Origin of the sequence: Streptomyces sp. (assembly GCF_031181555.1) — a bacterium.
GTDB classification, from domain to species: domain Bacteria; phylum Actinomycetota; class Actinomycetes; order Streptomycetales; family Streptomycetaceae; genus Streptomyces; species Streptomyces fimbriatus.
In genome coordinates this window covers 1-12,405 of record NZ_JAPSKQ010000031.1, presented here as the reverse complement: position 1 = coordinate 12,405, position 12,405 = coordinate 1, and the positions used below count along the sequence as shown (strand labels likewise).

Annotated in this window: 11 protein-coding genes and 2 pseudogenes; 7 read left to right on the top strand and 6 right to left on the bottom strand. The window is 73.5% G+C overall.

What is annotated here, in order from left to right; genetic code table 11:
- Positions 1-150: 150 nt before the first annotated feature.
- Positions 151-1,401 carry a DUF1343 domain-containing protein gene (locus tag RIM90_RS09480; RefSeq protein WP_309060155.1) on the bottom strand — a complete coding sequence of 417 codons (1,251 nt, stop codon included), beginning with the start codon at positions 1,399-1,401 and terminating at the stop codon, positions 151-153.
- A gap of 228 nt (positions 1,402-1,629) precedes the next feature.
- Between RIM90_RS09480 and RIM90_RS09475 the strand changes: the two genes are divergently transcribed.
- From RIM90_RS09475 to RIM90_RS09465, 3 genes and pseudogenes are all read left to right on the top strand, one after another.
- Entirely contained in the window at positions 1,630-2,403 is a 774-nt protein-coding gene (locus tag RIM90_RS09475) for an SDR family oxidoreductase (protein WP_309060154.1), read from the top strand.
- Positions 2,404-2,461: 58 nt separating this feature from the next.
- A pseudogene (locus RIM90_RS09470) lies at positions 2,462-2,659 on the top strand (hypothetical protein); the annotation flags it as partial.
- Complete coding sequence (locus tag RIM90_RS09465; RefSeq protein WP_016826963.1) at positions 2,637-3,230, top strand: TetR/AcrR family transcriptional regulator; 594 nt, start codon at positions 2,637-2,639, stop codon at positions 3,228-3,230. The pseudogene RIM90_RS09470 and the gene RIM90_RS09465, both read left to right, overlap by 23 nt.
- Before the next feature lie 397 nt (positions 3,231-3,627).
- Here the strand turns inward: RIM90_RS09465 and RIM90_RS09460 are convergent, their stop codons facing one another.
- Together RIM90_RS09460 and RIM90_RS09455 are read right to left on the bottom strand one after the other, a co-directional pair.
- Complete coding sequence (locus RIM90_RS09460; protein WP_309060153.1) at positions 3,628-4,842, bottom strand: acyl-CoA dehydrogenase; 1,215 nt, start codon at positions 4,840-4,842, stop codon at positions 3,628-3,630.
- A 5-nt stretch (positions 4,843-4,847) separates the two neighbouring features.
- The gene (locus RIM90_RS09455) at positions 4,848-5,882 is read right to left on the bottom strand and encodes a phosphotransferase family protein (protein ID WP_309060152.1); all 1,035 of its coding nucleotides are present in this window, start codon (positions 5,880-5,882) and stop codon (positions 4,848-4,850) included.
- 194 nt (positions 5,883-6,076) lie between these two features.
- On the opposite strand from RIM90_RS09455, the gene RIM90_RS09450 reads away from it, so the two are divergent.
- The gene (locus tag RIM90_RS09450) at positions 6,077-7,018 is read left to right on the top strand and encodes an NADP-dependent oxidoreductase (RefSeq protein ID WP_309060151.1); all 942 of its coding nucleotides are present in this window, start codon (positions 6,077-6,079) and stop codon (positions 7,016-7,018) included.
- Between the two features lie 55 nt (positions 7,019-7,073).
- On the opposite strand, the gene RIM90_RS09445 is transcribed toward RIM90_RS09450, so the two are convergent.
- The 3 genes from RIM90_RS09445 to RIM90_RS09435 form a co-directional block, all read right to left on the bottom strand.
- Complete coding sequence (locus tag RIM90_RS09445) at positions 7,074-7,397, bottom strand: DUF202 domain-containing protein (protein WP_309060150.1); 324 nt, start codon at positions 7,395-7,397, stop codon at positions 7,074-7,076.
- Positions 7,394-7,786, bottom strand: coding sequence for a DUF202 domain-containing protein (locus tag RIM90_RS09440; protein ID WP_309060149.1), 393 nt, complete (start codon positions 7,784-7,786; stop codon positions 7,394-7,396). Before RIM90_RS09440 ends, RIM90_RS09445 begins: the two co-directional genes overlap by 4 nt.
- 269 nt (positions 7,787-8,055) lie before the next feature.
- Complete coding sequence (locus RIM90_RS09435; protein ID WP_309060148.1) at positions 8,056-8,592, bottom strand: NUDIX domain-containing protein; 537 nt, start codon at positions 8,590-8,592, stop codon at positions 8,056-8,058.
- A gap of 249 nt (positions 8,593-8,841) precedes the next feature.
- Here RIM90_RS09435 and RIM90_RS09430 point away from each other — a divergent pair, with 249 nt between their 5' ends.
- The 3 genes and pseudogenes from RIM90_RS09430 to RIM90_RS09420 all read left to right on the top strand — a co-directional run bounded on the left by RIM90_RS09430 (position 8,842) and on the right by RIM90_RS09420 (position 12,254).
- The gene (locus RIM90_RS09430; protein ID WP_309060147.1) at positions 8,842-9,792 is read left to right on the top strand and encodes a hypothetical protein; all 951 of its coding nucleotides are present in this window, start codon (positions 8,842-8,844) and stop codon (positions 9,790-9,792) included.
- Positions 9,793-9,864: 72 nt separating this feature from the next.
- Positions 9,865-11,406, top strand: coding sequence for an APC family permease (locus tag RIM90_RS09425; RefSeq protein WP_309060146.1), 1,542 nt, complete (start codon positions 9,865-9,867; stop codon positions 11,404-11,406).
- 75 nt (positions 11,407-11,481) lie between these two features.
- Positions 11,482-12,254: pseudogene (locus RIM90_RS09420) on the top strand (molybdopterin-dependent oxidoreductase).
- Positions 12,255-12,405 lie beyond the last annotated feature (151 nt).

The following is a 12,405-nucleotide window of genomic DNA, read 5'->3' as shown; positions in this document are numbered from 1 at the left end:
GGCGACAGGTGCCGACCGCCGGCGGATCGTGAGCTCCACCTCGCACGGGTGACGCGGAGCGCAGGTGGTACGGAGTGCAGGTGGCACGGAAGCACAGGTGGCACGGAACGGCGGCGGTCCGGTCCCTCCCGGCCCGCCGCCGAAGCCCGCTCAGCGGTACAGCAGGTACTCCCGGCGCGTCCTGCGGAACGCCGCCAGCTCCTCCTGCCAGCCGGCCACCACCTCGTCCGTGTCCGCCCCCGCGTCGATCATCGTGCGCACCCGCGTGGAGCCGGTGAGCCTGTCGATCCAGTTGTCCGGGCGCCAGGCGAACCCGCTCCACACCCGCTTGGCCGTGACCAGCAGCCCGATCCCCGTGCGCACGGGATCGAACGCCTCCCGGTCGTGCACGTGGAGCTGCACGCCCCCGACGGTCCTGCCCTGGAACTTGGAGAACGCGGGCGCGAAGTACGCCTCGCGGAATCGCACGCCCGCCAGCCCCAGCCCGTTCGCCTCGGCCGCCCAGCGGCCGTCGATCCCCTCGGCGCCCAACAGCTCGAACGGCCGGGTCGTCCCGCGCCCCTCGGACAGGTTGGTGCCCTCGAACAGGCACGTCCCCGAGTACACCAGAGCCGTCTCCGGCGTCGGCATGTTCGGGCTCGGCGGCACCCAGGGCAGTCCGGAGGCGTCGTAGAAGTCCGACCGCTTCCAGCCCGACATGCGCACGGTCTCCAGCGGCACCGGCGCCCGGAGGAACTCGCCGTTGAACAGCAGCGCCAGCTCCGCCACCGTCATCCCGTGCGCCTGCGAGATCGGCTGCCGCCCGACGAAGGTCGCGAACTCCTTGTGCAGCACCGGGCCCAGTGCCGCCCGCCCCGTCACCGGGTTCGGCCGGTCGAGGACGACGAACCGCTTGCCCGCGAGCCGCGCCGCCTCCATGCAGTCGAACAGGGTCCAGATGTACGTGTAGAAGCGCGCGCCCACGTCCTGGATGTCGAAGACGACCGTGTCCACGCCGGAGGCGGTGAAGACGTCGGCGAGCGGCTGACCGCTCTTCAGGTAGGTGTCGTACACGGGCAGGCCGGTCGCCGGGTCGTCGTGGCGGCCCTCGGAGCCGCCCGCCTGCGCGGTGCCCCGGAAGCCGTGCTCGGGGCCGAAGACGGCGATCAGGTCCACGCGGTCGTCGTCGTGCATGACGTCCACGATGTGCCGTACGTCCCGGGCGATGCCCGTCGGGTTGGTGACGACGCCGACCCGCTGCCCGTCGAGCGGCGCGTAGCCGTCCGCGGCGAGCCGCTCGAACCCGGTGCGCAGCCTGCGGCCTCCGGCCGGGGCCCGCCCGGTGGCCGCGTGCGCCGGGGCGGCGGACGCGGCCACCGCGGCCGTGGTGGTGGCGAGCAGGCTCCGTCTGGACAGCTTCATGCGGTGACCTCCGTGATCGCGGCGGGTGTCATGAGCACGCACGCTAGCGCGCGTGACGGCCCCGGGGAACGAACCGGACCGCCCCCGTTCGGGTCACCTCTTCCACCGTGCATACCGACCGGTTAGTCTGACGCGACGAACCTCATCGCCGCAGCCGCCGCACGGCCGGAGCCGACCTGCGCGCGGCGACCCCGCGGCGGTGCGAGGAAGCCGCGTCGAAGGAGACCGATGGTGGAAGCCGTGCAGGGTGCGAAGGTGGTCGTCACGGGGGCCGGGGGCGGCATCGGGGCGGCACTCGCCCGGCGCTTCGCCGGACAGGGGGCCCAGGTCGTCGTCAACGACCTGGACGCCGACCGCGCGAAGGCGGTCGCCGAGGAGATCGGCGGCATCGCCGTCCCGGGCGACGCCTCCGCGACCGTCACCGAGGCCCGCGACGCGCTCGGCGGCACGGTCGACGTCTACTGCGCCAACGCCGGCATCGGCCGGAACGGCGGAGAGCCCGGCGCCCCCCTCGACGAGCGGGGCTGGGCGCTCTCCTGGGACGTCAACGTCATGGCGCACGTCCGCGCGGCGCACGTGCTGCTCCCGGACTGGCTGGAGCGCGGCAGCGGACGCTTCGTCTCCACCGTCTCCGCCGCCGGACTGCTCACCATGATCGGCACCGCCCCCTACAGCGTCACCAAGCACGGCGCGTACGCCTTCGCCGAGTGGCTGTCGCTGACGTACCGCCACCGCGGTGTGAAGGTCCACGCGATCTGCCCGCAGGGCGTGCGCACCGACATGCTCGACGCCAGCGGCAGCGCGGGCGACCTGGTGCTCAAGCCGACCGCGATCGAGCCGGAGGACGTGGCCGACGCCCTCTTCCGGGGCATCGAGGAGGACCGCTTCCTGATCCTGCCGCATCCCGAGGTCGCCGAGTACTACCAGGCCCGTGCCACCGACCCCGACCGCTGGCTCTCCGGCATGAACCGCGTCCAGCAGCACTGGGAGGCGACCCGGTGACCGAGTGACGTACCAGTGCCCCGCGCCTCCCTCCCGCCGCGCCCGAAGGCTCCGGTGGAACCCGGACGCGCCCGCCGCGTACGGCAAGGAGAGACCGGCCGTCCGCACGTACCCGCGCCGGGTGGAGATCCTGCCCGACTTGCCGAGAACGGCCAGTGAGAAGATCCTCCGTCGGGAACCGCGTTCCCCGACGCACGACAACGAGCAGCGACACGGAAAGGCGGGTGGCGGCAGTGCCCAGGACGACGGACGGTGACGGGACCCCCGTACCGCAGCGGCTTCTGGCCGCCGCCACCCGGCTCTTCGCCGAGCAGGGGTACGACCGCACCTCCGTGCAGGAGATCGTCGAGGCGGCCGGCGTCACCAAGGGGGCGCTCTACCACTACTTCGGTTCCAAGGACGACCTGCTGCACGAGGTGTACGCACGCGTGCTGCGCGTCCAGCAGGAGCGCCTGGACGCCTTCGCGGACGCCGACGAGCCGATCGAGAAGCGTCTGCGCGGCGCGGCGGCCGACGTCGTCGTCACGACGATCGAGAACCTCGACGACGCGTCGATCTTCTTCCGCTCCATGCACCACCTGAGCCCGGAGAAGAACAAGCAGGTGCGCGCCGAGCGCCGCCGCTACCACGAACGCTTCCGTGCGCTGATCGAGGAGGGCCAGGAGGCGGGCGTCTTCTCCAGGGCCACCCCGGCCGACCTGGTGGTCGACTACCACTTCGGCTCCGTGCACCACCTGTCGACCTGGTACCGCCCCGACGGCCCGCTCAGCCCGCAGCAGGTCGCCGACCACCTCGCGGACCTGCTGCTGCGGGCGCTGCGTCCATGAGGCCGTCGTCGTCCATGAGGTGATGGAGCAGGGCCGCCGCCGCGGGGTCGCGCGGCCTCGGACCGCGCCCGGCCGGCACCACCGTGCGCCCCGGATCCGGCTGCCGGACCTCCGGGCACGGCAGCCCCGCCCGCTCACCGACCGGCCGGGGGCGAACGCCACCCCGATCCCGGCCCGCACCGGATCCACCGGCGGACCCGCCCGGGTCACGTCGCAGGGGGTACGGCGCCGCAGACCGGTGGGGGCGCCTCCCCGATCGAGCGGAGCCGAGGGCTCGGAGGAGGGCCGCCGGCCGACGGGCGCCGCCTCGTGGCCCGCCGGCTCCTGCGCCTGCGCGACTTCCTGCGCGCGCCGGCGCCGGCGGACCACACTCCGTCCGGCGGTCACTGGAGAGCGCCTACAGGTACTTCTTCAGCTCCCGCCGCGCCAGCGACCTCTGGTGCACCTCGTCCGGGCCGTCGGCGATCATCAGCGTGCGCGCCCCGGCGTACAGCTCGGCCAGCGGGAAGTCCTGGCTGACCCCGCCCGCGCCGTACAGCTGGATCGCCCGGTCGAGGATGCCGACGACCGTGCGCGGGGTGGCGATCTTGATGGCCTGGATCTCCGTGTGGGCGCCCTTGTTGCCGACCGTGTCCATCATCCAGGCCGTCTTCAGCACCAGCAGCCGCAGCTGCTCGACCGCGACGCGCGCGTCGGCGATCCAGTTCTGCACCACGCCCTGCTGCGCCAGCGCCTTGCCGAAGGCGTCCCGGGACACGGCCCGGCGGCACATCAGCTCGATCGCCCGCTCGGCCATGCCGATCAGCCGCATGCAGTGGTGGATCCGGCCGGGTCCGAGCCGGGCCTGGGCGATGGCGAAACCGCCGCCCTCCTCGCCGATCAGGTTCGACACCGGCACGCGCGCGTGGTCGAAGACCACCTCGGCGTGGCCGCCGTGGTAGTGGTCCTCGTAACCGAACACCTGCATCGCGCGCGTGATCGTGACGCCGGGGGTGTCGCGCGGGACGAGGACCATGGACTGCTGGCGCCGGATGTCCGCCCCGTCCGGGTCGGTCTTGCCCATCACGATGAAGATCCTGCAGTCCGGGTGCATCGCCCCGGAGATGTACCACTTGCGGCCGGTGATGACGTACTCGTCACCGTCCCGCTCGATGTGCGTGGTGATGTTGGTGGCGTCGGAGGAGGCCACCTCCGGCTCGGTCATCGCGAACGCCGAGCGGATCTCACCGGCGAGCAGCGGCTCGAGCCACTGCTTCTTCTGCCGCTCGTCGCCGAACTGCGCCAGCACCTCCATGTTCCCGGTGTCCGGTGCCGCGCAGTTGGTGACCGTGGGCGCCAGCTGCGGGGAGCGGCCCATGATCTCGGCGAGCGGGGCGTACTGGAGGTTGGTGAGCCCGGCGCCGTACTCGGAGTCGGGCAGGAACAGGTTCCACAGCCCCTGCCTGCGCGCCTCGGCCTTCAGCTCCTCCACGACGGGGACGTTCTCCCACGGCGAGTCCAGCCCGGCGCGCTGTTCGTGCACCACCTGCTCGGCGGGATGGACGTACTCGTCCATGAAGGCGAGGAGCTTGGCGCGCAGCTCCTCGGTGCGCGCGTCGAACGCGAAGTCCATGGCGATCAGCCCTCCTGGAGGCCCTCGTGCAGCGTGGTCAGACCGTGCTCGATGAAGACGGGGACCAGCTCGCCGATGCGGTCGAAACCGCGCCCGACCGTCTGGCCCAGCGTGTAGCGGTAGTGGATGCCCTCGAGGATCACGGCGAGCTTGAACCAGGCGAACGCCGTGTACCAGGAGACCGCGGAGACGTCGCGCCCCGAGCGCGCGGCGTACCGCTCGATCAGCTCCGCCGGCGCCGGGTGCCCGGCGGCCTCGGCGGTCGTGGAGACGGGGGAGTCCGGCGTGCCCAGCGGCGTGCTGTACATCACCAGCAGGCCCAGGTCGGTCAGCGGGTCGCCGAGGGTGGACATCTCCCAGTCGAGGATCGCCCTGATCCGGTCGTCCTCACCGATCAGGACGTTGTCGAGGCGGTAGTCGCCGTGCACCACGGCCGGCGCGGGGGAGCGGGGCAGGTCGCGTCCGAGCGCGGCGTGCAGCTCGTCGATCCCGGCCAGCTCCCGGTTGCGTGAGGCGTCCAGCTGCTTGCCCCAGCGGCGCAGCTGCCGGTCCAGGAAGCCCTCGGGCCGGCCGAAGTCCGCCAGGCCCGCCTCGCCCGGGTCCACGGCGTGCAGCTCGACCAGCGTGTCCACCAGGTTCAGCACGGCGCCCCGGGTGCGCTCGGGGCCGAGCGGGGCGAGCTGGGCGGCCGTGCGGTAGGGAGTCCCCTCGACGAACTCCATGACGTAGAAGGGCGCCCCCAGCACCTCCTCGTCCTCGCACAGCAGCACCGGAGCCGGCACCGGCACGGCGGTCGGGTGCAGCGCGCTGATGACACGGTGCTCGCGCTTCATGTCGTGCGCGGTGGCCAGGACGTGGCCGAGCGGCGGCCGGCGTACGACCCACCGCGCGGTGCCGTCGGAGACCGCGTACGTGAGGTTCGACCTGCCGCCCTCGATCAGCCGGCCGGAGAGCGGGCCGTTCACCAGGCCGGGCCGCTCCCGGTCGAGCAGGCCGCGCAGCCGGTCGAGATCGAGTCCGGGCGGGTGGTCGGGGCTCATCGTCGCTCCTCAGACAGGTGAACGGTACCGCCTCATGATGCCGACCGGTCGGTATGGAGTCCAGAGCGAGGGCGAAACGTGATCGGGGCCACGATAGGGCTCCCGGTGACCGGCGTCCGCCCGGCGTCACGCGAACGGCGCACATCGGGCCGTTCGGCTTGCGCGGCGCGGGGCGACCCCGGAGGGTCGGACGCATGAAGGCGATCAGGTACTCACGGTACGGCGGCCCCGAGGTGCTCGGACTGGAGGAGGCGGACGAGCCCAGGGTCGGACCCGACTCGGTGCTCGTGAAGGTCCGGGCCGCGGCCGTCAACCCGGTCGACTGGAAGTGCCGCGAGGGCTACCTCGATCCGGTCCTCCAGGCCGTCTTCCCGGTGATCCCGGGCTGGGACGTCTCGGGCGTGGTCGTCCGTCCCGGAGTCGCCGTCCCGGAGTTCGCCGCCGGCGACGAGGTCATCGGCTACGTGCGCGAGGACTTCCTCTCCCGGGGCACCTTCGCCGAGTACGTGGCCGCCCCGGTGCGCACCCTGGCGCCCAAGCCGCGCAACCTGACCTTCGAGGAGGCGGCCGGTCTGCCCCTCGCGGGCCTCACCGCCTACCAGGTCCTGCACAAGGTCCTCGAGGCCAAGCGCGGCGAGACCGTCCTGGTGCACGCCGCGGCCGGCGGTGTCGGCTCCCTCGCCGTCCAGCTCGCCGCCCACCTCGGCGCCCGGGTCATCGGTACGGCGAGCGAGCACAACCACGACTTCGTCCGCCGGCTGGGCGGGGAGCCGGTGAGCTACGGCGAGGGCCTGGCCGAACGGGTGCGCGGGCTGGCCCCCGAGGGCGTGGACGCGGTGTTCGACACGGTCGGCGGCGACGCCCTGAAGGTCTCCGCGAACCTGCTCGCCCCCGAGGGCCGCCTGGCGTCGATCACCGACAACGAGGTGGTGAACTACGGCGGCCGGTACCACTTCGTCCGCCCCGACCCCCAGGACCTGCGGCGCCTGTCCGAACTGGCGGAACAGGGCGTGGTGAGCGTGCACGTCTCGGAGACGTTCCCGCTGGAGCGCGCGGCGGACGCCCACCGGCTGAGCCAGGAGGGCCGGACCTGGGGCAAGATCGTGGTGACGGTGGCCGGGGAGACGCAGGGGTAGGCCGGGAAGGGACCGTCGGCCCGGACGGCCGACGACCGGACCCGGGGAGGGCCCGTCAGCCCCGGACGACGAGGGCCGTCCCGCATACGGCCAGCGCCACGGTGCAGAACACCGCCGCGGACGCGTACCGGGGAGCGAGCGCCCCCGGCGCGCTCGCGGCCGCGAGCGCGCGGATACGGCGGTGGGCGAGGCCCAGGAGCCCCAGCCAGCAGACACAGCACAGGGCGCACGCGACGAGCCCGGCCGCGGACACTCCGCCGGTCAGCGCGGTCTTCCCGGCGAGCACGGCCACGACGGCGCCCGAAAGAGTCGTACGCCGCCACGCCAGCCGGGTCCGCTCGGGCTGCAGCCCGGGGTCCCGGACCCGTGCCCCCGTCACCCCTCCCACCCCACGAGCACGACGACGACCATCGCCACCGCCACGACCGCGACGACGAGGCCCAGCAGCGCAGGGAACCGCGACACCGGCAGGTCCTCGCCGCGGCGCATGGCCCGCTCGCAGCGCACCCAGTGGTTGACCGCGCGCAGCGCGCACAGCACGCCCGCGGCGAGCAGCGCGAGCGCCAGCCCGACCCGCCAGCCCCAGCGCAGATCCGGCAGGAACTGGTCCACGGCGAAGCCGCCGCCGATCAGCGCCAGGGCGGTCCGCAGCCAGGCCAGGAAGGTCCGCTCGTTCGCCAGCGAGAACCGGTAGTCGGGCGTCGCGCCCTCCTGCCGCACGTCCTCGGGCACGAACCACAACCGGACGTTCCGTACGAACTCGATCACGCCGGCGACCCTACCGGGGCACGCGTCCGGGGGCGCCGCCGGTGCGGCCCGCCACCTTCCGGACAGGAAGGTGCCGCGCCGCGCACCGGGTGCGCGGCGCCCGGTCACGGCGTCGCCGCCGCCGGGCACCTGCCCGACCTGCCCGGTCTCCCCCGGCCCGGCCCGGGACGAGCCCGCGCACGGGCCGGTGCGGTCCGGCGCCGGTACGGCCGGCGCCGACGCGGCCACCGAGGCCCTCCGCGACGCGACCGGGACGCGGCCCGTCCACCTCAGTCTCCCGTGGACCGGCCCGGCGGACCCGACCGGTACGCCCTGAGCCGCTCGTACGCCGCCAGTCCGTCCGGGACCCACTCCCACTCACCCAGGCGCCGCTCCAGTTCGGTCTCCGGCAGGAAGTCGTGCCAGGCCACCTCCTCGGCCTGCGGCCGCACGGGCAGGCCGCAGCGGACCTCGTACACCGCCGACCACCAGGTCCGGCCGGCGCCGTCGTCGTACAGGAACCGGAAGAGGTGCTCGGGGCGCGGCAGGCCGGTGACGCCCAGCTCCTCCTCGGCCTCCCGCAGGGCCGCCTCGTCGTAGCCCTCGCCCGCACCGACGACCCCGCCGACGAACATGTCGTACAGGGAGGGGAAGACCAGCTTGGCCGGGGTGCGCCGGTGGACGAAGACCCGGTCCTCGGCGTCCCGGGCCAGGACGAAGACGCAGCGGTGGCGCAGCCCCCGCGCGTAGGCCTCGCCGCGCGGGGACCGCCCGATCACCCGGTCGTCCTCGTCGACGATGTCGATGATCTCGTCAGCGGCACTCATGGGCCCATCCAAGCAGGCGCGCACGCCCCCGCTCCGCGCGGGCGTGCCGGGCCTTTCGGTCTGCACACCACAAGTCGTCCCCGAGTCACAGCAGTTGACGCGTGTAACGCCTCGGGTGCCCTTGACGTCATCCGTGGGCTGACGGTTTGCTGTGAGTGATCAGTTCATGGCAATCGGCAGCCGACCACTGCCGTACCGACCGCCCGCCGTGAACCGAGCCACAAGAAGAGCGCGTGAGGAAGTTCCGCGGTGCCCCCACCCCCGCCGCCCCTCGGCCGTGCCCGCAGACGCGCGGCGCAGGCCTTCGACGAGGCACTCGACGACACCGAGCTCGTCACCGCGCGTGCCGCACTGGCGCAGGGCCGCTGGCAGAACGCCCGCTCACTGCTGGTCCACACGGGGGACGACTGGGACCGGCGCGGCCACCGGATCACGGTGCTCGCCCGGGAGTCCTACTGTGCCGCCTGGGCCCGCGAGTGGCTGCTCGCCGAGCCCGAGTCCGGTGACGCGTCCGTGCTGCTGGCCATGGCCCGGGTCCGGCGCGCCCTGCGCGGCAAGGACAAACCGGCCCACGCCCGCGAGGCCTGCCGGAAGGCCGCCGGGCTCGTGCCCGCCGACCCCACCCCGTGGCTCGGCCTGCTCCTGCTGGAGTGCGCCCAGGGCGCCGAGGGGGACGTGGTCCGGCTCTTCGAGCAGATCCGCGCCCGGTACGCGGACCACCACCACGCCCACCACCTGGTGGTCGCCTGGCTCGCCGAGCGCCGTGTGGACGCGGGCCCGGACCCGCTGCACGAGGTGTACGACTTCGCCAACTGGGCCGCCGAACAGGCACCCGCCGACTCACCGCTGGCGATCCTGCCGGTCATCGCGCACGCCGAGCGCTACCGCGCGCTGGCCGCCGCCGGGCACGAACCCCCCGACCCGGCCGCCTCCGGACACTGGGTCGGCCGCCGCGCCCGGCAGGTGATGAAGGCCGCCTTCGACTGGTGGCTGGAGTGGGAGCAGGAAGGCCACCCGCGCCGCCTGGTCGACCTGAACTTCCTCGCCCACGCCAAGGTCTGCGAGGGCCGGGGCGCCGAGGCGGCCGCCCTGTTCCACCGCATCGGCGACCACGCCACCCCGTCCCCCTGGTCGTACCCCGAACGCGACCCCCTCACCGCCTTCCGCACCGCCCGCGCCGCCGCCCTGGGCACGGTCTGACCCCAGCCCCGCACCCCCGCACCATCCCGACCCAGCCGCCGCAACCACACCCGACCCAAGGACGGTCTCCCGATGACGACGGACAGTTCGAGCACGAGCAGATCCGCGGCCGAGAGCATCAGCACCTTCAAGGGGCAGGAGCGCGCCCTGCGCGCGGACCGCCTCGGCACGGGGGGCCTGCTGCTCTCGGTCCTCGCCGCGACCGCGCCCCTCATGGTGGTCGCCGGTGTCATGCCCACCACGTTCGCGGTGATGGGCATCGTCGGCCAGCCGCTGCTCTTCGTGGTCCTCGGCATCGTGCTGGTGCTGTTCAGCCTCGGATACGCCGAGATGAGCCGGCACGTCCACAACGCCGGTGCCTTCTACGCCTACATCTCCCGCGGACTCGGCGGCACCGCCGGAGCGGGCGCGGCCCTGGTCGCGCTCGTCGCCTACAACGCCCTCCAGATCGGCATCTACGGCATCCTCGGCTTCGAGGTCTCCGGTCTCTTCGCCACCTACGCCGACATCGAGGTCGCCTGGTGGATACCGGCACTCGTGGCCGTGGCCGCCGTCGGCGCGCTCGGCTGGCTGAAGATCGACGTCAACGCGCGCGTGCTCGGCGTCCTGCTCCTCATCGAGGTGCTGCTCGTCGTCGTCTTCGACATCGCGGCCATCGCCGACCCCGGCACGGAGGGCCTGTCGCTGCACGCCTTCAACCCGGACACGCTCGCCGGCGCCGGCGTGGGCACCGCCCTGTGCTTCTGCGTCGCGGCCTTCCTCGGCTTCGAGCAGGCCCCCGTGTACGCGGAGGAGACCAGCAGGCCGCACGTCCTGGTGCCGCGCGTGATGTTCCTCGCGGTCACCGGCGTCGCCGTCTTCTTCGCCATCAGCAGCTGGGCGCTCACCGTCGCCACCGGCCCGTCCGGGATCGTCGGCACCGCGCAGGAGCAGAGCGCGGGACTGCTGTTCTTCCTCACCGAGTCCCGGCTCGGCGGCACCTTCACCGACGTCCTGCACGTCCTCTTCGTGACCGGCATGTTCGCGGCGCTGCTCAGCTTCCACAACGTCGTCGCCCGCTACGCCTTCGCCATGGGACGCGAAGGCCTGCTGCCCGCCGCCTTCGGCCGCACCACCGGCACCAGCGGCGCCCCCGGCACCGGCTCCCTGCTCCAGACCGTCATCGCCGTCGTGCTCGTCCTCGCCTTCGCGCTCACCGACGACAAGCCGACCGGTGACCCGACCGCGCCCGTCCTGCACCTGTTCACCTGGTTCGGCAACATCGGCGCGCTCGGTGTGATCGTGCTGATGGCGATCGCCTCCCTGTCCGTCGTCGTCTTCTTCGTCCGGCGCGGCGCCGCGGGCGCCCAGGCGTGGCGGCTGGTCACCTCCTCGCTGGCGGGCATCGCCCTCGTCGTGATCGCCTGCTACACGGTCAGGGACTTCGACGTCCTGGTCGGCGCGGGCCCCGGCTCCTCCCTGAGCTGGATCCTGCCCGGCGTCATCGGCCTCGCCCTCGTCGTCGGCCTGGTCCACGGCGCGGTCCTGCGCGCCCGAGCCCCCGAGACGCACGCCCGCATCGGACTCGGCAACGAGGCGTTCCAGCTGGAGAAGGAAGCCGGGCGCACCTCGTAGGGCGGCGCGGTGACGGAAGTCTGACGGCACCCGCGATCCCTGGTCCCAAGGGGTCGCGGGTGCTCGAATGAAGGGGTGGACTCCGAACAGCCGGAAGAACCGGAGCACCGCGAAGAGCCGGGGGAGCGGGAAGGCCGCGAAGACCGGGAGGACCGCGAAGACCGGGGCGGCCCCGTCGGGCGCCGTGTCCTCCTCGGCGCCCTCGGCGTGGCCACCGCGCCCACGCTCCAGCGCGGCCTGGAGTCCTTCCTCGCCGCCGCCTCCGGCAAGGACCCCACCGGCCTGACCGGACTGCTCCCGAACGGCGGCGGCTTCCGCTCCTACTCGGTCACCTCCTCCGTACCGTGCAGGAACGCCGAGACCTGTCGCCTGCCCGTCGACGGCCTCGTGGAGCGCCCCACCGCCCACACCCTGGCCGGGCTGAGGGCCCTGTCGCAGACCCGCCTGGTCCGCGACGTCCAGTGCGTCACCGGCTGGCGGGTGCCGAGGACGCCGTTCGAGGGGGTGCGCCCGTCCCGGCTCCCGGACGCCGCGGGAGTGCGCCCGGCGGCCGGGGCGGTGCGCTTGACCCGCTTCGACGGCGCGTACTCCGAGAGCCTCGCCCCCGACCAGGCGCGCCGCGCCGACGTCCTGGTCGCACTGCGCGTGCGGGACGAGGACCTCGGTCACGCCCACGGCGGCCCGGTCCGCCTCTACGTGGCCCCGATGTACTTCTGCCAGTCGCCAAGTGGCTCCCCGGCATCACCGTCACCGAGGACGCCGAGCCCGGCTACCGGGAGGAGCGCGGCTACGACACCGACGCCCGGGTCGGCCGTTCGAACGGGCGCGACGATGCCCCCACGAGCTGACGCCCCGCCCACCCCGGCCGGCAGGTTCAACGCCGGCCAGAAGATCTACGCGGCCTGGATCGCCGGTGCCACGCTCGTCATGCCGGGCACCGGCCTGATGATGTGGTTCACCCACCTCACCCCGTTGGTGTGGCGCACCGGCGCGACCTTC

What these genes read in the sequence shown, in the direction of transcription:
- RIM90_RS09480 (WP_309060155.1), bottom strand. Translation starts at nt 1,401, where the DNA reads ATGAAGCTGTCCAGACGGAGCCTGCTCGCCACCACCACGGCCGCGGTG.
- RIM90_RS09475 (WP_309060154.1), top strand. Translation starts at nt 1,630, where the DNA reads ATGGTGGAAGCCGTGCAGGGTGCGAAGGTGGTCGTCACGGGGGCCGGG.
- RIM90_RS09460 (WP_309060153.1), bottom strand. Translation starts at nt 4,842, where the DNA reads ATGGACTTCGCGTTCGACGCGCGCACCGAGGAGCTGCGCGCCAAGCTC.
- RIM90_RS09455 (WP_309060152.1), bottom strand. Translation starts at nt 5,882, where the DNA reads ATGAGCCCCGACCACCCGCCCGGACTCGATCTCGACCGGCTGCGCGGC.
- RIM90_RS09450 (WP_309060151.1), top strand. Translation starts at nt 6,077, where the DNA reads ATGAAGGCGATCAGGTACTCACGGTACGGCGGCCCCGAGGTGCTCGGA.
- RIM90_RS09435 (WP_309060148.1), bottom strand. Translation starts at nt 8,592, where the DNA reads ATGAGTGCCGCTGACGAGATCATCGACATCGTCGACGAGGACGACCGG.
- RIM90_RS09425 (WP_309060146.1), top strand. Translation starts at nt 9,865, where the DNA reads ATGACGACGGACAGTTCGAGCACGAGCAGATCCGCGGCCGAGAGCATC.